Origin of the sequence: Algibacter amylolyticus (genome assembly GCF_014202225.1) — a bacterium.
Classification (GTDB): domain Bacteria; phylum Bacteroidota; class Bacteroidia; order Flavobacteriales; family Flavobacteriaceae; genus Algibacter_B; species Algibacter_B amylolyticus.
The window spans coordinates 269,457-291,440 of sequence record NZ_JACHGE010000001.1 but is presented as its reverse complement, the minus strand read 5'-3'; the positions used below and the strand labels follow the sequence as shown (position 1 = coordinate 291,440).

20 protein-coding genes and 1 tRNA gene are annotated in these 21,984 nt (G+C 33.8%); 7 read left to right on the top strand and 14 right to left on the bottom strand.

Going from position 1 to position 21,984, the window contains the following annotated elements; translation table 11 throughout:
* Positions 1–38: 38 nt before the first annotated feature.
* The 5 genes from accB to pdxA form a co-directional block, all read right to left on the bottom strand.
* Positions 39–521, bottom strand: coding sequence for an acetyl-CoA carboxylase biotin carboxyl carrier protein (accB, locus tag HNQ90_RS01285; protein ID WP_144114849.1), 483 nt, complete (start codon positions 519–521; stop codon positions 39–41).
* A gap of 25 nt (positions 522–546) precedes the next feature.
* Positions 547–1,545, bottom strand: coding sequence for a beta-ketoacyl-ACP synthase III (locus tag HNQ90_RS01280; protein ID WP_144114848.1), 999 nt, complete (start codon positions 1,543–1,545; stop codon positions 547–549).
* A gap of 181 nt (positions 1,546–1,726) precedes the next feature.
* Entirely contained in the window at positions 1,727–1,930 is a 204-nt protein-coding gene (gene rpmF / locus HNQ90_RS01275; protein WP_034042489.1) for a 50S ribosomal protein L32, read from the bottom strand.
* Positions 1,931–1,939: 9 nt separating this feature from the next.
* On the bottom strand, positions 1,940–2,479 hold the full coding sequence (locus HNQ90_RS01270; protein ID WP_144114847.1) for a YceD family protein: 540 nt from the start codon (positions 2,477–2,479) through the stop codon (positions 1,940–1,942).
* A gap of 125 nt (positions 2,480–2,604) precedes the next feature.
* Positions 2,605–3,657 (bottom strand): 4-hydroxythreonine-4-phosphate dehydrogenase PdxA, encoded by a 1,053-nt coding sequence (gene pdxA / locus HNQ90_RS01265; protein WP_144114846.1) that lies wholly within the window; start codon positions 3,655–3,657, stop codon positions 2,605–2,607.
* 76 nt (positions 3,658–3,733) lie between these two features.
* Here pdxA and HNQ90_RS01260 point away from each other — a divergent pair, with 76 nt between their 5' ends.
* Positions 3,734–4,324 (top strand): riboflavin synthase, encoded by a 591-nt coding sequence (locus HNQ90_RS01260; RefSeq protein ID WP_144114845.1) that lies wholly within the window; start codon positions 3,734–3,736, stop codon positions 4,322–4,324.
* 749 nt (positions 4,325–5,073) lie between these two features.
* On the opposite strand, the gene HNQ90_RS01255 is transcribed toward HNQ90_RS01260, so the two are convergent.
* Both HNQ90_RS01255 and mce read right to left on the bottom strand, forming a co-directional pair.
* Positions 5,074–5,147: transfer RNA gene (locus HNQ90_RS01255), tRNA-Ile, on the bottom strand.
* Positions 5,148–5,196: 49 nt separating this feature from the next.
* Positions 5,197–5,601 (bottom strand): methylmalonyl-CoA epimerase, encoded by a 405-nt coding sequence (mce, locus tag HNQ90_RS01250; protein WP_144114844.1) that lies wholly within the window; start codon positions 5,599–5,601, stop codon positions 5,197–5,199.
* 195 nt (positions 5,602–5,796) lie between these two features.
* Here mce and rbfA point away from each other — a divergent pair, with 195 nt between their 5' ends.
* The 3 genes from rbfA (at position 5,797) to HNQ90_RS01235 (ending at position 8,372) form a co-directional block, all read left to right on the top strand.
* Positions 5,797–6,201, top strand: a complete 405-nt coding sequence (rbfA, locus tag HNQ90_RS01245) for a 30S ribosome-binding factor RbfA (protein WP_144114843.1) — start codon at positions 5,797–5,799, stop codon at positions 6,199–6,201.
* Between the two features lie 71 nt (positions 6,202–6,272).
* Positions 6,273–7,478, top strand: coding sequence for an ABC transporter permease (locus HNQ90_RS01240; protein ID WP_144114842.1), 1,206 nt, complete (start codon positions 6,273–6,275; stop codon positions 7,476–7,478).
* A 159-nt stretch (positions 7,479–7,637) separates the two neighbouring features.
* Positions 7,638–8,372 (top strand): SDR family oxidoreductase, encoded by a 735-nt coding sequence (locus HNQ90_RS01235; protein WP_144114841.1) that lies wholly within the window; start codon positions 7,638–7,640, stop codon positions 8,370–8,372.
* A gap of 136 nt (positions 8,373–8,508) precedes the next feature.
* Here the strand turns inward: HNQ90_RS01235 and dusB are convergent, their stop codons facing one another.
* The 3 genes from dusB to HNQ90_RS01220 all read right to left on the bottom strand — a co-directional run bounded on the left by dusB (position 8,509) and on the right by HNQ90_RS01220 (position 11,363).
* The gene (dusB, locus tag HNQ90_RS01230; protein WP_092849498.1) at positions 8,509–9,504 is read right to left on the bottom strand and encodes a tRNA dihydrouridine synthase DusB; all 996 of its coding nucleotides are present in this window, start codon (positions 9,502–9,504) and stop codon (positions 8,509–8,511) included.
* Between the two features lie 4 nt (positions 9,505–9,508).
* Entirely contained in the window at positions 9,509–10,159 is a 651-nt protein-coding gene (locus HNQ90_RS01225; RefSeq protein WP_144114840.1) for a hypothetical protein, read from the bottom strand.
* Between the two features lie 70 nt (positions 10,160–10,229).
* Positions 10,230–11,363 (bottom strand): T9SS type A sorting domain-containing protein, encoded by a 1,134-nt coding sequence (locus tag HNQ90_RS01220; RefSeq protein ID WP_144114839.1) that lies wholly within the window; start codon positions 11,361–11,363, stop codon positions 10,230–10,232.
* Positions 11,364–11,422: 59 nt separating this feature from the next.
* On the opposite strand from HNQ90_RS01220, the gene HNQ90_RS01215 reads away from it, so the two are divergent.
* The 3 genes from HNQ90_RS01215 (at position 11,423) to HNQ90_RS01200 (ending at position 14,075) form a co-directional block, all read left to right on the top strand.
* Positions 11,423–12,160, top strand: a complete 738-nt coding sequence (locus tag HNQ90_RS01215; RefSeq protein ID WP_144114838.1) for a prolipoprotein diacylglyceryl transferase — start codon at positions 11,423–11,425, stop codon at positions 12,158–12,160.
* A gap of 106 nt (positions 12,161–12,266) precedes the next feature.
* Positions 12,267–13,658 carry a radical SAM protein gene (locus HNQ90_RS01210; RefSeq protein ID WP_144114837.1) on the top strand — a complete coding sequence of 464 codons (1,392 nt, stop codon included), beginning with the start codon at positions 12,267–12,269 and terminating at the stop codon, positions 13,656–13,658.
* A gap of 213 nt (positions 13,659–13,871) precedes the next feature.
* Complete coding sequence (locus tag HNQ90_RS01200; RefSeq protein WP_206669632.1) at positions 13,872–14,075, top strand: hypothetical protein; 204 nt, start codon at positions 13,872–13,874, stop codon at positions 14,073–14,075.
* A gap of 6 nt (positions 14,076–14,081) precedes the next feature.
* On the opposite strand, the gene HNQ90_RS01195 is transcribed toward HNQ90_RS01200, so the two are convergent.
* The 4 genes from HNQ90_RS01195 to HNQ90_RS01180 form a co-directional block, all read right to left on the bottom strand.
* Positions 14,082–14,843, bottom strand: a complete 762-nt coding sequence (locus tag HNQ90_RS01195; protein WP_144114836.1) for a LytR/AlgR family response regulator transcription factor — start codon at positions 14,841–14,843, stop codon at positions 14,082–14,084.
* 1 nt (position 14,844) lies between these two features.
* Complete coding sequence (locus HNQ90_RS01190; protein ID WP_172625794.1) at positions 14,845–16,692, bottom strand: sensor histidine kinase; 1,848 nt, start codon at positions 16,690–16,692, stop codon at positions 14,845–14,847.
* A gap of 120 nt (positions 16,693–16,812) precedes the next feature.
* Positions 16,813–19,305 carry a hypothetical protein gene (locus HNQ90_RS01185; protein WP_144114834.1) on the bottom strand — a complete coding sequence of 831 codons (2,493 nt, stop codon included), beginning with the start codon at positions 19,303–19,305 and terminating at the stop codon, positions 16,813–16,815.
* Positions 19,306–19,369: 64 nt separating this feature from the next.
* Positions 19,370–21,829 (bottom strand): SusC/RagA family TonB-linked outer membrane protein, encoded by a 2,460-nt coding sequence (locus tag HNQ90_RS01180; protein WP_144114833.1) that lies wholly within the window; start codon positions 21,827–21,829, stop codon positions 19,370–19,372.
* Positions 21,830–21,984: the final 155 nt, after the last annotated feature.

The window sequence follows — 21,984 nt, the reverse complement described above, 5'->3', positions numbered from 1 at the left end:
TTGGATTTCGAGATTTGTTTATTGGAATTTTTAATAGGTTATGATGGGTCTACTAAAAATAATGGTTGATCGAATTCTACCGGAGAAGAATCGTCTACTAAAATTTTAACTATTTTTCCTGAAACTTCAGATTCAATTTCATTGAAAAGTTTCATGGCTTCAATAACACAAAGTACATCACCTTCGCCAATAGTTTGACCTACCTCAACAAATAAAGGTTTATCTGGAGCTGGTTTTCTATAAAAAGTACCAATTATAGGTGATTTGATTGTAATATATTTTGAATCTTCTGAAGCTGGAGCTGCTGCGGCTGCAACTGGTGCGTGAGCTTCGGCAACTGGTGCTGCAGAAATAACTGGTTGTGGTTGTAATTGAGTAGCAGGAACCTGATGCACTATTGTAGTGTCTGAATCTGATCCTGTTCTAATGGTGATTTTTATATCGTCCATTTCTAATTTAACCTCACTTGCACCAGATTTGGCTACAAACTTAATTAAGTTTTGAATCTCTTTAATATCCATATTATTACTAATTAGTTAGTGGTTATTATTTTGAATTATAGGCCCATTTTAAATAAATGGCTCCCCAATTGAATCCTCCTCCAAAGGCTGCAAATATAACATTATCTCCTTTTTTAAGTTGCGATTCGTAATCATTTATAAGTAAAGGTAAGGTTGCAGATGTAGTATTTCCATACTTTTGAATATTCATCATAACCTTACTATCATCTAGTTCAATACGTTGCGCGGTGGCATCAATAATACGTTTATTTGCTTGATGCGCAGCCAACCAATCTACAGTATCTTTTGTTAAGTTGTTACGCTCTAAAATTTTAACAGCAGCATCAGCCATATTAAACACAGCATTTTTAAATACTGTTCTTCCTTCTTGAAAAGCATATTGCCCGCCATTTTCTAAAATCTCTGCAGTTAGTTTGTGAGATGATCCTCCGTAAGTGGCCTGTAAAAACTCTCTACCAGTACCATCACTTCTTAAATACTCATCTTGCAATCCTAAGTTTTCGTCGTTAGCTTCGAATAAAACAGCTCCTGCACCATCGCCAAAAATAATACATGTTGCTCTATCTTTATAATTAATAATAGACGACATTTTATCGGCTCCGATAAGCAATACGTTTTTATATCGACCTGATTCAATATAACTTGCAGCTACAGACATTCCGAATAAAAAACTTGAACATGCGGCATCCATATCAAAAGAAAAAGCATTAGTTGCTCCAATTTCTGATGCTGTGTATGATGCTGTTGAAGCGGCTTTCATATCTGGAGTTGCAGTGGCAACGATAACAAGCTCGATTTCTTTTGGGTCAATCCCTTTTTTGTTTATTAAATCTTGTGCTGCCTTAATAGCTAGGTACGATGTTCCTTTTCCGTCATCTTTAAGAATGCGACGTTCTTTGATCCCTGTTCTAGAGGTAATCCATTCATCGTTTGTATCAACCATCGTTTCAAGAATTTGATTGGTTAATACATATTCTGGCACATAAGCGCCTACAGCTGTAATGGCTGCTGAGATTTTACTCATACCTTTTAAGTTTGTTTGACCAAAAAATCGTTAAAATTGGACAAAAACATCCAATATTTTAGGAAAACTACTAAATTTTGGCCTAATAATATACAAATTACGCGTTTTTGTGATTTAGAAAAAGTATTTCATAAAAAAAACGCTCATAAATGAGCGTTTTATATATGCATGCATAATATAATTATGCTACGTTTTCTACTTCTTCAGAATTGTCAATTAATACTTGACCTCTGTAGTATAATTTTCCTTCATGCCAGTGCGCTCTGTGATATAAATGAGCCTCACCTGTTGTAGGGCATGTAGCAATCTGTGGCGCAGTTGCTTTGTAATGTGTTCTTCTTTTATCTCTTCTTGTTTTCGAGATTTTTCTTTTAGGATGTGCCATTTTATATGTTTATTTATCCGTTAATAATTTCTTTAATGTATTCCAACGAGGATCTGTTTCCTCTTCTTTGTCTTTCTTATCTTTAAGCTTTGGGCTTAATTCTTCTAATTTTTCAAGTATCTCTGAATCCAATGTACCATCTTCAACTCCTGGGTGAATCCTTTTAATTGGTACAGCAAGTATAATTAACTCATAAATATACTGCTGAATGCTAACTTCGTAAGTGCCATGAGGTAAAATTAAAATATCAATATTTTCATCATTATACTCATCGCCAAACTTAACAACCAAGTCAAATTCATTTTCTACAGATTGGTTAAACGGCTCATTTGTTAAATCGCAGTTTATATTAACCCATCCAGAAATTTTAAAATGTAACGCTAATAATGTTGATTTTTTATCTAACTCCAGATCAACATTAATGTTTACGTCATTAAAATCTTCATACTCAAAATGTTCAAAGAACGCTTGCTCAACTTTGTACTCAAAATGATGTTTACCTACTTTTAATCCCACAAATGGGATTGTAAACTCTTTTAATAGCTTCATAACCGCATCTATTTTGAGCCTGCAAATATATAAATTTTTATTTACCTAGCACGAGTTATCAACATTTTTTTAATTATGTTTTTACAGGCTTGTTTTTATTAACTTTTTAACTAATAATCAACCAATTAACGATGCACTTTTCTAGGCGCTTTCTTTAATGGATTTGCAGTGAGTTGTTCATAACTCATCCTGTTTCTATAAATACTAATAGCGCTAAATACTGCTTCCTTAAATGAATTTTCGTCGGCAACCCCTTTACCTGCTATCTCGTAAGCTGTACCGTGATCTGGCGATGTTCTTACTTTGTTTAATCCCGCAGTGTAGTTAACACCTTGACCAAAAGACAGCGTTTTAAAAGGTATTAAACCTTGATCGTGATACGATGCTATAATGGCATCGAAATTCTTATAATTATTAGATCCAAAAAAACTATCGGCGGCGTAAGGACCGTAAACTAATTTACCTGTATCCTTTATTTTTTTAAGTGTTGGTCTTAATACATCGTCATCTTCAGTACCTATTACACCATTATCTCCGGTGTGCGGATTTATACCTAAAACAGCAATTTTTGGTCTTTCTATTTTAAAATCTTTTTTAAGCGAGTTGTAAACCGTGCCTATTTTTTGCTCAATTAATTCTGGAGTTATATGAGTCGCTACATCTTTAACAGGTACATGATCGGTTAATAAACCAACCCTAAGTGTATCTGTAATCATAAACATTAAACTTTCGCCTTCTAGTTCTTGCGCTAAATAATCAGTATGTCCAGGGAATTTAAAATCTTCCGACTGAATATTATGCTTATTAATAGGCGCAGTTACTAAAACATGAATTTCATTTTCCTTTAATGCCTTAGTAGCAGCTTCTAAAGATTTAATCGCAAAATTTCCAATTTTAACATCTTCTTTTCCAAATTCAATTTTAACAGGCTCATTCCAACAATTAAGCACATTCACCTTATTATTAACAATCTGACTTATATTATTTATTATGTTGAAATTAATTTCCGACTTAAAATGCGTTTTAAAAAAAGTCATGGCTTTTGCCGACGCAAAAATCACAGGTGTGCAAAAATCTAAAAACCTTGGGTCTTCAAAAGTTTTTAAAATAATTTCTCCCCCAATTCCATTTAAGTCACCTATAGATATACCTACAATTATATTTTCTTCTTCGTTCATTAGAAATGACAACTTTTGTTCGTAATTTTGAAACTCTTATACTAGCGCAAATTTAACCAAATAAACAAACAATACTATGTTTACGGGAATTATTGAAAATATTGGTGTGGTTTCAGATTTGAAAACCGAATTAGAAAACCTTCATATAACTATTAAAAGCACCATTACTCCTGAACTTAAAATAGACCAAAGTGTAGCACATAACGGCGTTTGCTTAACCGTAGTTAAAACAAATAACGACGAATACACAGTAACGGCAATAAAAGAAACGCTTGACAAAACAAGTATTGGAACACTTAAAGTAAATGATAAAGTAAACCTTGAACGCGCCATGAAACTTGGCGATAGATTAGATGGTCATATAGTGCAAGGCCATGTAGACCAAACAGCCGAATGTATAGATATTAAAGAAGAAAACGGCAGTTGGGTATTTACATTTAAATATGATAGTACGTTGAACAATATTACTATTGAAAAAGGATCGATAACAGTTAACGGTACAAGTTTAACGGTAGTAAACTCTAAAAAAGATACCTTTAGCGTAGCTATTATACCATTCACTTATAATCACACAAATTTTAACACTTTTAAAATTGGCACACTTGTAAATTTAGAGTTTGATGTTTTAGGGAAATACGTTGCAAAACTTGTTAACTTAAACAAATAGTTTGTTAGCCATGTTTGTTTGAAGACAAAAGCTTTTTACCACCATATATCATGGCAAAAACAACACCTACTAAGATTCCTCCGTCAATAGGAAGACCTGGTGGTGGTGGCGGTCCTGGAACAGGAGGCGCTGGAACGGACTGAGCTGCACAGACAAAACTTATTAATACAAATAAGATTGAGGCAAAAATTCTTTTATTTTGTATTATCATTGGGTTGCAAATGTATAAAAAAAAGCGAGCTAGCAAAATATATTTCTTTGAATTGACTTAAAAACATCCATGAAAACACCAAAAACATCGATGAAATGCTTATTTTCTCAGTCTTTTCATTAACATTCTGTAAGAACATCGAAAACATATTAAATAAATAGTTTCTCTCACTTTTTATTTACAGCGTAAATATATGTATTTTAACGTAAACCAAAAAGAATATTACACCCTTACTAATTAAAACATTACATATAGGATGATGCTCTTTACATTTTGGTACGCCAAAAACAACATGATAGTCCGACTAAACTGTTTCACTACTATTTTTAACGCTTAAAAAGTAGAAATATTTTAAACGACCGCTCTATTGATAAAAGATGAAAAGCATTAACAGATAAATTATATAATAAGAAGGATATGGAAAATGATGAAACCGTAGATAAAAAAATAAAGCCTATCTAAAGCAGAGAAAACTTAATGTTTACAAGTAATACAAAAAAAGCCTTTCAAATACATGAAAGGCTTTACAATTTCTAAGTGGTCCCACATGGACTCGAACCATGGACCACCTGATTATGAGTCAGGTGCTCTAACCAACTGAGCTATAGGACCGAAATTGGAGTGCAATATTACTACTTATTTTAATTGTTAGCAAGAAAAATTATTGCTTTATCTCTTGACACAATTCAATTAACACCCCGTTTGCTGTTTTTGGATGCAAAAAAGCAACCAACTTATTATCGGCACCACGCTTTGGTGTTTCGTTTAATACAATAAAACCCTCTGCTTTAAGTCGCTTAATCTCAGACACTATATCATCAACATCGAAAGCAATATGATGGATGCCTTCGCCTTTTTTTTCTATAAATTTTGCAATAGGGCTGTCTTTTTTAGTAGCCTCTAATAATTCAATTTTATTTTCGCCAACCTTAAAAAAAGATGTGTTTACACCTTCACTTTTTACTTCTTCGGTTTTATAATGAGCTTTTCCAAATAGTTTCGAAAACAAATCATTCGAATCTTTAAGGTTTTTTACGGCTATTCCTATATGTTCTATTTTATTCATCGTTAATTGATTTTCTTCATTTCCGCGAAGGCGAAAACCTTTTAAAAACAGTCTTTTTGTCATTCACTTTAAAAAGGGAAATCTCTAAATTCAAACTAAAATCCATATCAAAATACGAAAATAGCGCACTAAAAGTAACATAATCTTTAAATAACCGTTATTTTTGCAATCTAAACCTTTAATGGGTATTAAATAATGAGCGACATAGAAGAAAGTCAAAGACAAAAGAAAATAGGATCTGTATTACAAACCGACTTAGTTGATGTATTACAAAGAGCTGCCACAGAAGGCGGTATGCGTGGTGTTTTAATATCTGTTTCTAAAGTAAAAGTTACTGTAGATTTGGGCGTTGCAAAAGTTTATTTAAGCATTTTCCCTAATAATAAAGCTAAAGAATTACTAGAAGGTATTAAGTTTAACACACCTGCAATTCGTCATGAGTTAGCGCAACGTACCAGACACCAACTGCGCCGTATGCCTAATTTAGAATTTTTTATTGACGACTCTTTAGAATATATAGACCAAATAGAAAAATCTTTAAAAGGAAAAGAAAACCCAATAAAGGATCCTTCTATATTAGATAAAAGAAAAAAACATTAAGTCTTACATTACCTTTTTAATGGTTTGTTTTAACATTCATTTTGTAATTATAAATTCATAATATTACAATTATGAATGTTTCTCTGTACATAGCAAAACGCTACCTCCGCTCTAAGAGTTCTAACAACGCTATAAACTTTATAACTTATATTGCTATTATTGGCGTTATTTTGGGGTCGGCATCGTTATTTGTTGTGCTTTCCGGATTTGCAGGCTTAAAAGATTTTACACTACAATTTACTAGCCAAGTGGATCCAGATTTAAAAGCTGAAACCACACTAGGAAAATCATTTGTTTTAACAGAAGAAGAAACCCTAAAACTCGACGCTTTAAGAGATATTGCCAGCTACTCGAAAATTATAGAAGAACGCGTTTTTTTAGCGGTCGATGATAAAAATAGCTTTGCTGTTATTAAAGGTGTCGATGAACATTTTCAACACGTTGTGGCTATCGATTCGACGTTGGATCATGGCAGTTGGTTTGAGCAAAAATCGAATCAGCTTGTTTTGGGCTGGGGCATTTCAAACAGTTTATCATTAGGAGTTTTAGATTTTAGCAAACCAATTTCGGTTTATGTTCCTAAACCCGGAAAATCGCAAATAACACCTACCAAAAATGCATTTAATACCGTAAAAGCTATTAGCGTGGGTGTGTTTAATATTAACGAACAGTTAAACGACGCTTACGTTTATGCGCCAATAGATTTAGCTAGAAACTTACTAAATTATAAACCCAATCAATTTACAGCATTAGAGTTTAAGCTAAACAATGGTGTAGATGAAACCCAAGCCAAAGCAAACATAAAAGCAATTTTAGGCGACAAAGTTATTTTAAAAAACAGAGCCCAATTAAACGACGCCTTATATAAAATGTTAAACACCGAAAATTTAGCCGTTTACCTCATTTTTACACTTGTATTGATAATTGCCTTTTTTAACGTAATTGGGTCCTTAATTATGATGATGCTGGACAAAAAACGGAGCTTAAACACCTTGTTTAACATAGGCGCCACAGTTAAAGATATTAAGAAAATATTCTTTTATCAAGGTAGTTTAATGAGTATTGTAGGTGGTATAATTGGTTTAATTTTAGCGCTTATAATTACTGGTTTACAAAAAGCATTTAGTTTAGTTATGATTACCCCAACCCTAGCTTACCCTGTTACCATAAAGTTTGAAAACATTATTTTAGTGTTTCTAACCATTTCTGTTTTAGGTGTGGTAGCCTCAAAAATTGCATCTGCGCGAATAACAAAAAGCCTTGTTAAGGGTTTTTAATAGCTAAACTTACACGAGTCTTCCTATAATCTCTAATAGCTTTAATCATACTATTAAAAAAGAGTTAAATCAACTAAAAAAGTATTGTGTTTGGTGTTTTTTTTATAATTTAAATACACGAAACCAAAATGATATTTTCAACCTCAAACACAAAAACTTATGAGCTTAAATAATAAAGCAATTATTGTTACAGGAGCATCGAAAGGTATTGGTAAAGAGATTGCTATTCAATTAGCGAAAAACGGAGCTAAGGTAATAGTTAACTATTCTGATAGTGATACCGAAGCCCAAAACACCGTAAATACCATAATAAAAAATGGTGGTACAGCTGTTGCCATTAAAGCAGATGTTAGTATTAAGGCAGATGTTACTCATTTATTTGATAAAGCTATTGAAACCTATGGAAAGGTTGATGTATTGGTTAATAATGCTGGCATAATGATATCTAAATTAATTAAAGATAGTTCTCAAGACGATTTTACAAACCAATTTGATGTAAATGTACGTGGTGTTTTTAATGCCTTACAAGAGGCTGATAGTAAATTGGCAGATAACGGGAATATTATAAATGTCTCGTCGAGTACTACAAAATTAATGTTTCCTACGTATGGTATTTACTCTGCAACTAAAGCTGCTGTGGAGCAAATGACACGTGTATTCTCTAAGGAAATTGGCCGTGGTATTTCGGTAAATGCTATTGCTCCGGGCGCTACAGAAACGGAATTGTTTTTAAAAGGGAAATCGGATGAATTTATTGATAGGCTAAGTAGCATGAATGCTTTTAATAGGCTTGCAAAACCTATTGATATTGCTAATGTGGTTGTGTTTTTAGCCAGTGATGAATCGAAATGGATTTCTGGACAGGTTATTGGTGCAAACGGCGCTTTGGTTTAAAAACTACTTTAGCAGATTGGTGCAAAAGCGATAGTAGCGGCATCCTTTTTTTGCTGTCATAAATGGCAAAAAAGACCTGCCTGCCGGCAGGCAGGTATAGCGCGGTGGCTTGCCATTTGCTATAAATAGAAACAAACTACTCCGTAAATTGGTGGCCTGCAAATTTTTCTAGAACCTCATCGAAGGCTGCAAAAACATCTTCGGAATGATCGGAAGTTACCATTTTCATGCGGTATTCCTTAAAATGTGGTATGCCTTTAAAGTAGTTGGTGTAGTGGCGTCGGGTTTCGAAAACGCCTAAAACTTCGCCTTTCCAGTCGATAGACATTTGCAAATGTCGACGAGCCGCCTCTACGCGTTCTTCTAATGAAATGGGTGCTAAATGCTCGCCTGTTTTAAAAAAGTGTTTTACTTGCTTAAAAAACCAAGGGTTTCCAATAGTTGCTCTCCCAATCATACAGCCATCTAACCCGTAATCGTCTCGCATTTCCATGGCGCGCTCCGGACTTGTAACATCGCCATTTCCAAACACTGGAATGTGCATGCGTGGATTGTTTTTTACTTGTGCTATGGGTTTCCAGTTGGCATCGCCTTTATACATTTGTGCACGCGTCCTGCCATGTATGGCTATGGCTTTACAGCCTACATCTTGCAAGCGCTCTGCAACTTCGACAATGCGTATAGAGTTATCGTCCCAACCTAACCGGGTTTTTACGGTTATTGGAATGTTGGTACGTTTTACCATTTCGGCAGTTAGTTGCTCCATTAAACAGACATCTTTTAAAATGCCCGCGCCTGCGCCTTTACTTACTACCTTTTTAACGGGACAGCCAAAATTAATATCGATAATATCTGGTTTAGACTCGGCAACAATATCGATGGTTTGCAACATGCTATCTAGGTTGGCTCCAAAAATTTGGATGCCTACCGGACGCTCTTTTTCGTAAATATCGAGTTTCATAACGCTTTTTGCTGCGTTACGTATTAAGCCTTCGCTAGATACAAACTCGGTATACACCACATCGGCACCTTGCTCTTTGCACAATGCACGAAATGGTGGGTCGCTAACATCTTCCATGGGCGCTAAAAGCAATGGAAAATCTGGAAGTTCTATGTTGTCTATTTTTACCAAAATATTATTCGCCTAATTCTGTTATTTTTTTCTCGTAAAGCTTTTTACTTTCTACAACAGCTACGTTAAGCTCTTGCATAATACCATCTACACGGTCTTCAATGCTTTTCATTTGTCCGTTTATAGAATCGAACGAATTTAAAGCCGCAGCAACCTCAAGCGCTTTTACAACCTCGACAGCATCGTTATGTAAAAGTCGTAGTTTACCAATAGCATCGGCAGTATTTGCCAATGTACCGTTATACTTTGTTTTTGCTTTGTTTATGGCTTTTAAAAGTGTGGTTCTGCTTTTTTGGTCGCTTAAACTATTGGTTTGAGTTTCCATGGCAGTAAAAAGGTTTGCTGCTTTGGTTTTTAAGTCCTCATACTCCTTGTTTAAGTTATTTACGCGTTTGTTTACTTTTTCCCAATCGCCATAAACTTTTGCAAACTCTCTGTCTTCGTTTTTTGCATCTTCTAAAGCTGCTTTTAAGGCTCCTAACGATGTTAACCCTTTAGTTACATTTTTATTAGCAACTTCCTTTTTACTCTCGAATGTTGATACTTGCGATTTAAACTTGTCTTTTAAACGAATTAAATCTTCTGGACTTTTATCTTTCCAACAAGAACTCATTACAAAAAGCACCAAAAGGAGTGCAAGGGATTTTTTAAACATAACTTTTAAATATATTAATTGGGCACAAATATACAATGAAGTATTAAAACAACACAACCAAGGCAATTACCTATTGTTTTACAAACTTTTTAACCACAAACAAATTGGTGTTTAATTGCACTTTTACAAAATAAAGACCTGGACTAAATGCGGCTACGTTAATTACCGCTTCTTGCCCTTGATAAAGTTTTTTGAATTGCGAGTTGAAAATTTCGACCGACAAAAAAGCGTCGCTACTTTTAAGATTTAAAACATTTGTTGCTGGATTAGGGTATAATGCCAGCATGTTGGGTGTTTTAGTTTTTGTGTTTGATAACACCTCGTCGTTAGTTGAAAATGAAATGAGTTTAGCATCGTCTGTAAACGTAAAACCTCCAAAAGATTGAGAAAAAGACTCCGAAGTTAAATAATAACTGTTTTCATCTATAAACGTGATAGCCTCAGCCTGTTCTTGAACTAAGCTTGATAACTGTGTTTGGGTGTTGGTTCCTGAAAAAACACTTCCAGCGCTAAAACCTTCGCAGTCCCAAATAAAAGGCTGTAATATTTCGGTATAACCTACTAAATATAGTTTTCCTGTAGCTTCGTTATAAGTTCCTCCGGTAATAAGGCCGTTACTATTTAAGGTTGTAGCTTGTGGACTTACCGAATGCGAACCCGGGAGCTTAGGTATTACATATGCCTTGGTAACGCCATCTACCCAATTTTTTGTAAACAGCATTAAATTATCGGCGTTGTAAGATACCAATGCTTCGGCATCCCAAATATTGTTATTAGGGTTTGCTGTAAAATCGGTTTGATCGGCATAGCTATATGCTATAATTTCGGCAGTAACCGTTGTAGAAGCGGTATAATCTGCTTTACTAATTTTATAAATTTTTAAATTGGTTCGGTTGCCGTTGTTATTACCTATGTCGCCAATAAAAATGGATGTATCGTCTTGGGTTATATCTTCCCAGTCTATATTTGTAGCGTTACTTATGGTAACCGTTCTGCTAATTTGCTGGGTATTAACATCTACTTCGTAAAGCTTGTTTTCGCCACCAGAATCGTTATGCGTAATTAATTTATTGTTAAAATAGATAATACCCGAAGATTCAGATAAACTAGCAGGTAACAAAAATTCTTCTTGAACATTGCTTATTTGCGCAAAAGCTCCAAAAACGTTTAAAATAATAAAGGGTATTAAAATTATAGCTTTCATAGGTCTTAAAAGTTCCAAATGTACCATAAAATCGCATATATTTATAAAAAATTAAGCTTTTGGAAATCCCTTTCGAGCCACAACTGTTTGGTTATAACATAAATGTACATTTGGTTTTAGAATACCTCGCTTTTTTTATAGCGTTTAGGTATTATGTGTTTTTAAGACGAAAAAGTACCGATGTAATTTCGAGTAACAATAGGTTGTCTATTATACTTGGCGCTGCTTTAGGAGCTTTAATTGGCTCGCGACTGGTTGGTTTTTTAGAAAACCCAATGATTGAATTTTCGCAAGAAAATATAATACAGTTATTAAACACTAAAACCATAATGGGCGGTTTGTTTGGTGGTTTGTTGGGTGTTGAGTTTGCTAAAAAGCGAATTGGCGAAACGGAATCGTCGGGCGATTTGTTTACGTTTCCCGTTATTCTAGGCATTTTTATTGGTAGAGTTGGCTGTTTTCTATCTGGAATAAATGAGTTTACTTATGGCAAACAAACAACTACATTTTTAGGAATGGATTTAGGCGACGGCTTGCTTAGGCATCCTACTTCTTTATACGAACTTGTGTTTTTAGTCGTATTATTTATTAGCTTAAAACATGTACAAAAAACAGAAAAACTAAAAAATGGCGACCTTTTTAAATGGTTTATGATTCTATATTTCTCATTTAGGTTTTTTATTGAGTTTTTAAAACCCAATGTGTTCTATGTATTTGGATTAAGTGTAATTCAAATATTATGCATAATTTGTTTGCTGTATTACAGGAATACCATCGTTAAAGCTAAATTTAGCTGAGAGACACAGCGTTAGGGATTGAACGGTTTGTTTGAGCTCCTCGCAGAGAGCGAGTAGTGAAAGCCCGACCCTTGTGGTAACGCACAAAACATAAAAAAACTAAACTATGCCCGTTAGAAATTACACCTATTACGATTTTACCTTAAGCCTTTGCCCCGAATGTTTAAAGCGTGTTGATGCTAAAATTGTGTTTGAAAACGGTAATGTTTATATGCTTAAGCGTTGTAACGAGCACGGAAATAGTAAAGTGCTTATTGCAGACGATATTGAATATTACAAAAACATTAGAAACTACAATAAACCTAGCGAAACACCCTATAAATTTAATACACAAACCCACTATGGTTGCCCTTACGATTGTGGCTTGTGTCCGGATCATGAACAACACAGTTGCCTAACAGTTGTAGAGGTTACCGATAGGTGTAATTTAACTTGCCCAACCTGTTACGCGGGCTCGTCGCCAACCTATGGCAGACATCGTACTTTAGAGGAGGTAAAAGCCATGTTAGACACCATTGTTAGGAACGAGAAAGAGCCCGATGTGGTACAAATCTCGGGAGGCGAACCTACCATACACCCGCAGTTTTGGGAAATTATGGATTATGCAAAATCCCTACCCATTAGACATTTAATGCTGAATACTAACGGGATTAAAATTGCAAAGGATATCGCTTTCGCGGAAAGACTAAAAACCTATGCTCCAGATTTTGAAATTTATTTACAGTTCGACTCTTTTAAAAATAGCGTATTACGAGAACTTCGTGGCGCCGATTTAAACCATATACGTAAACAAGCTATTAAAAATTTGAATGCTGTAAACCTATCGACCACCTTAGTGGTTACTTTACAAAAAGGGCTGAATGATGGCGAAATTGGAAAAATTATAGATCATGCTTTAAAGCAAAAGTGCGTGCGAGGTGTTACGCTACAACCCACGCAAATTGCGGGCCGTTTAGATAATTTTAACCCCGAAACGGATAGAATGACACTTACCGAAGTACGCAGAAAAATTATGGAACAAACCACTATTTTTAATCCAGACGATTTGCTTCCTGTACCTTGTAATCCCGATGCTTTGGTTATGGGTTACGCCTTAAAACTTGATAATGAAGTATTCCCATTAACGCGCTATATTAACCCTAACGATTTATTGGATAACAGTAAAAACACAATTATTTACGAGCAAGACTCGCAGTTACAAGATAAAATGATTGAGTTGTTTAGCACAGGGAACTCGGTTGAAGTGGCTGAAGAAAACCTAAAAAGCATTATGTGTTGCTTACCTAATATTGATGCACCAAACTTGGGTTACGATAATTTATTCCGTATTATTATCATGCAATTTATTGATGCTTACAACTTTGATGTGCGTGCTATTAAAAAATCGTGTGTGCATATTGTAGATAAAGACAATAAAATTATCCCGTTTGAAACCATGAATTTGTTTTATAGGGATGATAAGAAAGCGCGTTTAGAAGAATTAAGGAATGAAGTATAATGAATAATATATTATTAGAAAGTGCCGCTTTAGGTTGGTATATAATTTTACTTATATTTTTAGTTTTTGGTCTACCAACTATTCTTTTAATAGTTAGTATAGCTATAAGACAAAAAAAGAAAAATACTTCTAACGTCTTACTAATTATAACAGCAGTTTATGCTATTATTGGTCTAGGTATTTGCGGTAGTTTAATGTTTTAAATTTTCAAAAATGATACATTTATTAAGTCCGAATATGAATTTAGATGGTTTAATTTATTTAATCCTTGCTATTATGTTTGGTCCCGCTATTTTACTTACTATTATTGGTTTTGTCGTACTTAAAAAGAATAAAAAAGCAGCAAAAGTTTTATTTATTTTAGCTGCTATTTATGTTATTGTTAGTTTAGGTATTTGTGGTAGTATGATGGTTTAATTTAAACTACAAATCCATCCACGCTTTAATAGCATTGTTATAACTTCTACCTGATGTTAAACGCGATTGTTTTTTATTGTTTAGCGTAATAATATGTCGGCTATTAAAATATTTTTGAATGTTATTAACATAATCCTTATTAATAATAATGCCTCTGTGAATACGTATAAAATTATCAGGTAATTTGTTTTCTAAAGCAGCTATCGATTCGGTACTTAGTTGGTTCCCAGAGGTACTATCTATAGTCGTATAATTATTATTGGCCTCAAAAAAAGCGATATCTTCTAATTTTATAAAAATAAGTTTATCGTTCTTTTTAACAGTTATTGAGGTCATTTTCTTCACCACTTTATTGTTCGAAATTTCTTTTAAAACAGTCAGTATCTCTTCCGATGATTTATGTTTACTAAACGTTTTTAGCTTTTCTACTGTTTTTTTTAGACGTTCTACTTTTACAGGTTTTACTAAATAATCGATGCTATTGGTATCAAAAGCTTCTAAAGCATATTGATCGTAAGCAGTGCAAAATACCACAATAGGAATTGTTTTTAATTGTGCCAATAAATCGAAACCTGTTTGCCCTGGCATTTCTATATCCAAAAAAATAATGTCTGGATGTTGCTGTTCTATTTTTGCTTTAGCTTCGGTTACATTTTGCGCTGTATCAATCACCTTAAAGGTTTCAGGGAATGCCTTAAGCATGTTTTCTAAACCCAATCTTGCAGGGGCTTCATCGTCTATAATAATGGTGGTATATGCTTTATTCATTTTAAACAGTTTCGGGTATGGTAATAGTGATTGTTTTTTCTGGGGTGTTTGTCCAATTTAAAGTGGCGTTATTGCCATAGCTTAAGCGCAACAAATCATAAACGGTTTGCAAACCATGACCACTTACTAAACCTTCTGGGAAATCTGGTCCATTATCCTTTACCGAAATTACTAATTGATTGTCCACTTTTTCAATTTTTAAACGAATTGTTCCTTCGCCTTCATTTTGAGAAATACCATGCTTTACAGCGTTTTCTACTAGGGGTTGAATTAAAAATAAAGGAATTTCATTATTCATTAAGGTTTCATCAACTTCAATATCAAATTGTAAACGGTTGCCAAAACGTATTTTTTCAATATTTAAATATGATGTTACCATCTCTATTTCGTCTTTAACAGTACTCATTTTTTTGCCTTTTCGGTTTATAGAATACTTAAACAAATCGGATAAAGAATGTACCATTTTTTGAGTTTTATTGGCATTTATTGGTGCTAAACTGGCTATGGAATTTAAAGCATTGTATAGGAAATGTGGATTGATTTGGGATTGTAAAGATTTTAATTCTGCTTTAGATTTTAGTTCTCTTAAATGAGAAAGTTTGGTTTCGTTTTCTATAATTAAACTACGTTCTTTAAAAATGAAATAACTTATTAGGGCCCTTAACGAAGCTAAACTCATTAAAACCAAAAATACTTTCGACATAAAAAACAATCCACCTTGTAAATCACCTTTCCTTTTTAAAGCGAACAAGAAGCCTATTACAATACACAAAAAAGGCAATATCCCAGTTGACAGAAAAACAAGTACGGTCTTAATAAAAATGTTTTGGGAGCTTTTTTGGATTTTTAATTCTATAAACCTGAATAAAAAAAGCAATGGAAATAAAGGTACCAATGCTGCTATTGTAGATACAATGGTATCTTTTCTCACAATTGGAACCTTTGTATAATCATCTGGTATGGTTAAAAAATCAAAAAAAGACACACAAAACACAATAACAAAACTTGCAAATAATAATATTACAAATGATAAAATAGCAAACCGAAGCAGTTCTTTTTTAATTTGTATTGCACGCTTAATTTTACTGATAAGAAATATAAAAAATAGTACTAAAACTAAAGTTGGTAAAAAAATGACTGCTATGGGGTTTTTTACCCACCACAATGATCTATCTCTGCTTTTAATCTTATCATTTTCTAACTTATCTAAAACATAAGAAAATTGTTGTTCTGCTTGTAGCAAACGTTTCTCAAAACCCTTTTTATAGACTTCTTTAATAATAGAAATATCTCCGGAATTTAAAGTTCCTGCTAATAAAGAACCTAGTGATGGATTGAAAATACTTTGTCTTTTTTCAAATGCTCTAGCATAGGCAAACCAACCGTCAACCAATATTCTTGAAATTTGGTTTTCTAATCTATTTTTAACCTCTAAATCCGTTTTTTTGAAAGTATAAATATAAAGGTCGGAGCCATAAAGTACTTTATTGCTATTATACCAATTTTTTGAATTAATGTTGCGATTTTGGTTGTATTCATCTTTAACATATTTATCTAAAAACTTAATTTTAAAATTAGACTTATTTGTATTTGAAAAACTAACCGTTGTAGTTTCTGTTAGACTATCTAATTTCTTGATTATTCTAGCAATAGTTAAAGAATCAGAAGCTTTATAAAGTCCTTCAATACTTATGTTAATAGAATCTCCCCATTTACGAATCGGATTTTTTTTAATTGAATGCATTTCAACCAACTCCTCCCAAGGTTGGGCTGGTAATTCCTCAACATCTTGAGCATAACAATACATTCCTAAAAATAGAAATACGAATAAAAAAGACAATATCTTCATCTGTGGTAAATTTAAATATTTATACCACAAAAAAACTTTAATAGTGTATATTAAAAAACACTTTTTTTGTAAAATGCACAACAGGCTTGTAAGTTGCATTTTACACGATAATAACAGTTACTATTTCTCAATACTATACTTCGTTTTAACCACAACAGGAATACCTGCAGCAGTTATGCCTTGTAAAGTAACTTTAACCTCTGTTTCTACGGCTGTGTTATAATACTCTACCTGCGCATTTCCTGTGGTATCTGGGTGAATATACGGGTTCCAGTATAGGGTGTTACGAATGGCCGCATTTCTGCTTTTTTCGGTGGTTTTTTCTAAATCTGGAGAATAAAAAACACGGGGTTCATGGTAGCCAACCATCTGTTTTTTAATAGACTGCAAATCCTTTTTTCTTGGACCTGAAGTATAATCTTTATTCGATTTTGTGTAAATCATGATAACACCGTTTTGACCTGCACTACCAAACATCATAGAAGCTACAGCACTATTATCTGAGTCTATTTTTAAAATATCGTCGGGCTGAAAGCTGCTTAAAAAATTATAAATGTTTAACGGCTCAGATTCGTCAATACTCGGGTCTAAAATAGTGGTGTCGTTTATTATTATAAGTGCTCCACCACTGTTTCTACTAAACTTAATTAACTCGTTGTTTACAATTTCTAGTAACGGTACCGCTTCAGTTAGTAACTGAAATATATCTGTAAAGGGCGATGTATCTGTTTTAATAGTATAACTGTTTCCTAAATTGCTATACATAGTTTTCATGGAAGCCTCTTTCTTTTTACCTGTTAAGACAACCTCATCCAGAATATTTTCTGGCAACACATCAAATTGAATGTGTTTTTTATAAATGTTGTTCGACAATATGCTCATTTCAGATGAAAAGTTAGAGCGGTCTTCAACAGCCTTATAATCGACAGCTATTGGCCCATTAAAAATGGAATCTAAAACAAACATGCCGTTGTTTTTCCCTTTTTTGTTTTTTGAATTTAGCATAATACGTGCTTTACCCGTAATTGCTAAATCGTTAAAACTAAATTTACCATCATGGTCTGTAATTTTAGTAAATGATTCTATCGATTTATTAAAAACAGCCAAGGAAATGGTATTACCAGCAGCAGGCTTATTACCAAATAATTGCTTCACACGACCACTAATATTAATACCTTTTTCAAGATTATAAGTCGGGTTTTCTTTTACCACCGGCAATTGTTTCCATAAAAAATCTCTCCACCCTTGTGTTAGAAGCAACAAGTCTAAAAACCTAAATCGGTTAACGTTATTAGCATCAAAATAATAGCCAGCGTTGTGTATTTTTCCTCGTATATCCGATTCCATTAAAAAATAAGAACTAATGTTGGCACCATAGTCTTTCTCGTCTTTAACACCATTAAGATCGGTACTTGCTATAGAGAAACTTGCAGGAATCGCATCTCCTAAACTGTTTGTAGAAGACAGCTTTAAAACTACTTTTTCTCGCGGACTATAGGTGGTTTTATCGGTACCTAAAACAACATTTACATCTTGATTTTTATTAACATAAACTAAGCGTTCACTTTGTGGTCGCAATGCTTCATCAAACAAGGTGATTTGAGCAATGCCCTCTGGTAGATTATCCTTTGGTAATTCAATAGACAAACTACCTTTTGTTAACGTAAGCTTTTCTTCAAAGTACGGAACTCCTCTTGAGGCATATCGTATGGTTAAATTAGCATTTGGATGTTTTAAAACGGTTTGGGCATTCGTTTTTATGCTCAAAATATCGGTGTCCTTTATTTTTCTTGCACTTAAAATATAACCTTCTTGGGTTACTTTTGGAAGCGGCACCTCCATTTCGGTGTTATTAGCTAACGTTATTTTAGCATGGTATGTATTGCCTGTACCAGGTTTAAGTACAAATTTGCCCATACCATCATGAACGCTAGCAAACATGGTTACTACTTCGTTATTAGTATCAAGAATTTGCCCTTGTATGTTTACCGGATTCCCGTTTTTATCGGTAGTCTTAAATGCTACAACACTAGCAACATTATCTAGCAAAGATCCGCCTTCGGGAAAAAACTGTATATCTAAATTGGCTTTAGTAATTAATGTTTTATTTTCGTTTTGATTGTTAGCATCCAACGTAGTAATTGCCGCTGCACTATGGGCTCGCTTTTGAGATTCAAAAACATCTATAATTTCAATTTCTTTTTTAAATACAAAATCTGCTCCAAAGTTTCTAGACCAATTGGTATACGCTCGAATTTGATATATACCCAACTTATTTATCTCGTTAGATTTTGTAAGTTCAAAATCACCATGACCTAATCCACCCACTAATTTGGTATTATTACGGGCTACAACTCTAGAGTCTGGCGACACTAACTCGACATACAAAATACCACTATTATCAAACAATAAGTGGTTATAAGCATAAACCAAATACGCCTTGTACCATATAGATTCTCCTGCTACATAAGTGGTTCTATCGGTATGCAGATATACTTTTTCAATATCTGGAATGGATGGTTTTTCTTGAGAACACAACGGTAGGGAGACCACCATTAAAATTAAAAAAAATAGCGTTTTATGTTTTAATTTTTGGCTTAATAAATGTTGCATTTATATAGTTTTAGTTGGATTGTTTATGATGCTTTAAAACGCGATACAAAAAAGAAAAACCGTGTTATTTCTTAATGGCATAGTGGGTTTTAACTACAATAGGTATCCCGGTTGATGTTAAGCCCTCTAAAGTAACTTTCACGTCGGTTTCCACGTTGGTATTATAATAACTTACTTGTGTGTTTCCTGTTTCGTCTGGATGAACAAAGGCATTCCAATACAACGTATTTCTTATAGCATCGCTATTGTCCATTTTAAAAGCAAGCTCTTCGGGCTTTGGCGAGTAAAAAACACGCGCATCATAGAGACCATCAATTTGCTTTGTTATAGAGTGTGGTTTTAATTTTGTTTTACTGCGTTTATTAAGTGCGCCTTCTTTTAAATAAATTAATATTACGCCATTTGCGCCATCCAATCCAAATACAGAAGCACTTGGTCCGTTCATAGATTCTACTTTAGCAACATCGTCTGGATAAATAAAGCCTATATCGCCCTCAAAAGGCACGCCATCAATTCTTATTTGTGCTGTTCCAGAATTACCAAAAAATTTAATTGAAGTACCGCTAACTTGTATTCCTGGTATTTTAAACTGAAGTAGTAAATAAATACTTGAAAAATGCGGTGTGTCTTCATCAATAATATAACTATGGTCTGGTGTGCCATATAAGCTTTTAGGTACGTTACTTTTGCCCTTTCCATTAATTTCTACAGCATCTAAAACAGTTTCTCCAGTAATACCAAAGGTTATATTTTTTCTGTAAATATTATTTTTTATGGTTAAGCTTTTTGACGAAAACACAGTGCTATCTGCTGTAAAGTTAGAGGCTAAAGGCGGTAAAAGAAGCGAATCTAACTCAAACATACCTCGCTCTTTCCTTTTATCATCTTGGGTGTTTAGCATCATGGTCGTTGGCCCCATAAAAACTAAGTTTTCAAATTTAAACCTCCCATTAGCGTCTGTTAATCCGGTAAGAGATCTCATTTTCCCTTTATTAAACATGTTTAAAAGCACCGTGTTATTTGGTTTAGGAATATCGGCTTCAATTTGCTTTACGGTGCCAGAAATGGTAATTCCTTTTTCGGCAACGTAGGGTTCGTTATACGGGTTAATTTTAGGCATTTCTTTCCATAAAAAATCCCTCCAACCTTGGGTTAATAATAAAACATCTAAATACGCTAACCGTCTAGGGTTGGCCTTATCAAAATAAAAACTAGGGTTGTGTACCTTTCCTCTAATATCCGACTCCAATAAAAAATAAGAACAAATATTTGTGCCAAAATCTTTTGAACCCTGCATACCATTAACATCTACACTACTTAACGAGAAACTAGCTGGTACAGCTTTGTCTTCTGCTGTTTTGGACGAAATGTATAAGGTTACTTTTTCATTAGGTTTATAAACCTCTTTTACGGTTTTTAAAGTAACATTAACGTCTTTTTTCTTTTCTATATAAATTAAGCGTTCGCTTTGTGGTCGTGCAAGTGCATCATACAAGGTTATTTGTAAAACACCTTCTAGTAGGTTTGTTTTAGGCAGCTCAAAAGTAATACTGGTTTGGCTTAAAGGTTGAGATCCTTCAAAATACGAAATCCCTCGTGATGAACACACTATTTTAACGGGTGCACTTTGATAATTGGCTATAGTTACCGCATTCGTTTTAATGCTTATCATGTTCTTTCCTCTAACACTAACTGCACTTAATAAATAGCCTTGATCTTTAGCTTTTGGAAGCTTAACCTCTAAAATTTCCTCTCCATTTGAGTTGGTGATTTTCGCGTAATACCTTTCCCCTTTTTTAGGCGTTATAATAAACTTACCCATACCATCATGCAAACTCCCTAATAAGGTAACTAAGTTCCCATTATCATCAAAAACTTCACCTTTTACCTTTACAGGATTGCCATAACTATCAACAGCTTTAAAAGCCACAACACTTAAAACATCTTCAATTAGCGATCCGCCTTCCGGAAAAAACTGCAGGTTAATATCACTTTTAGTTGCTGCAGCTATATTACTGGGTTCTGTGTTTTGCAACGCAGTGTTTTTAGCGTTTTTATTACTTTTATCGAACACATCAAAGACCTCTATTTCTTTAGTAAAAACAAAATCGTCATCAAAATTCCGCATCCAATTTGTATAGGCTCGAATTTGATATTTTCCTGGTTTTACGCCTAAAGAATCGGTTAGTTTAAAATCGCCATAACCTAAACCATCATCTAACCTTGTTTTATTGCGCGCAATTATTTTAGAGTTTGCCGCAATAAGTTCTACGTATAAAACATTGCTGTGGTCGAAAAGTAAATTATTAAACGCGTACACCAAATAAGCTTTATACCATAAATCTTCACCTACAACGTAGTTGGATCTATCGGTATGAAGGTACACTTTTTCTATATCTGGAATCCCTTCCTTTGGGGGTGTAGACGTGGGTGTTTGTTGAGAAAACGAAAAATTAAAACTTAAAATTAAAAGAAAAACACAGCGTACTATAGTCGATGTAATTTTGGGCGGTTGGTTTAACATGTTTTAATTTAGCTTGTGTGTATCAATACTTAAGACTTGAAAAGCGACTAATAGTTTAATTCTTACATGATATTTTTGTCTGTTTAACATATTGAAACTTTTAAAGTTGTATTAAAACAAATTATGTAATTGCTTTTAACCCCTTTTAAACGCTG

What these genes read in the sequence shown, in the direction of transcription:
- accB (WP_144114849.1), bottom strand. Translation starts at nt 521, where the DNA reads ATGGATATTAAAGAGATTCAAAACTTAATTAAGTTTGTAGCCAAATCT.
- HNQ90_RS01280 (WP_144114848.1), bottom strand. Translation starts at nt 1,545, where the DNA reads ATGAGTAAAATCTCAGCAGCCATTACAGCTGTAGGCGCTTATGTGCCA.
- rpmF (WP_034042489.1), bottom strand. Translation starts at nt 1,930, where the DNA reads ATGGCACATCCTAAAAGAAAAATCTCGAAAACAAGAAGAGATAAAAGA.
- HNQ90_RS01270 (WP_144114847.1), bottom strand. Translation starts at nt 2,479, where the DNA reads ATGAAGCTATTAAAAGAGTTTACAATCCCATTTGTGGGATTAAAAGTA.
- pdxA (WP_144114846.1), bottom strand. Translation starts at nt 3,657, where the DNA reads ATGAACGAAGAAGAAAATATAATTGTAGGTATATCTATAGGTGACTTA.
- HNQ90_RS01260 (WP_144114845.1), top strand. Translation starts at nt 3,734, where the DNA reads ATGTTTACGGGAATTATTGAAAATATTGGTGTGGTTTCAGATTTGAAA.
- mce (WP_144114844.1), bottom strand. Translation starts at nt 5,601, where the DNA reads ATGAATAAAATAGAACATATAGGAATAGCCGTAAAAAACCTTAAAGAT.
- rbfA (WP_144114843.1), top strand. Translation starts at nt 5,797, where the DNA reads ATGAGCGACATAGAAGAAAGTCAAAGACAAAAGAAAATAGGATCTGTA.
- HNQ90_RS01240 (WP_144114842.1), top strand. Translation starts at nt 6,273, where the DNA reads ATGAATGTTTCTCTGTACATAGCAAAACGCTACCTCCGCTCTAAGAGT.
- HNQ90_RS01235 (WP_144114841.1), top strand. Translation starts at nt 7,638, where the DNA reads ATGAGCTTAAATAATAAAGCAATTATTGTTACAGGAGCATCGAAAGGT.
- HNQ90_RS01225 (WP_144114840.1), bottom strand. Translation starts at nt 10,159, where the DNA reads ATGTTTAAAAAATCCCTTGCACTCCTTTTGGTGCTTTTTGTAATGAGT.
- HNQ90_RS01220 (WP_144114839.1), bottom strand. Translation starts at nt 11,363, where the DNA reads ATGAAAGCTATAATTTTAATACCCTTTATTATTTTAAACGTTTTTGGA.
- HNQ90_RS01210 (WP_144114837.1), top strand. Translation starts at nt 12,267, where the DNA reads ATGCCCGTTAGAAATTACACCTATTACGATTTTACCTTAAGCCTTTGC.
- HNQ90_RS01200 (WP_206669632.1), top strand. Translation starts at nt 13,872, where the DNA reads ATGATACATTTATTAAGTCCGAATATGAATTTAGATGGTTTAATTTAT.
- HNQ90_RS01195 (WP_144114836.1), bottom strand. Translation starts at nt 14,843, where the DNA reads ATGAATAAAGCATATACCACCATTATTATAGACGATGAAGCCCCTGCA.
- HNQ90_RS01190 (WP_172625794.1), bottom strand. Translation starts at nt 16,692, where the DNA reads ATGAAGATATTGTCTTTTTTATTCGTATTTCTATTTTTAGGAATGTAT.
- HNQ90_RS01185 (WP_144114834.1), bottom strand. Translation starts at nt 19,305, where the DNA reads ATGCAACATTTATTAAGCCAAAAATTAAAACATAAAACGCTATTTTTT.
- HNQ90_RS01180 (WP_144114833.1), bottom strand. Translation starts at nt 21,829, where the DNA reads ATGTTAAACCAACCGCCCAAAATTACATCGACTATAGTACGCTGTGTT.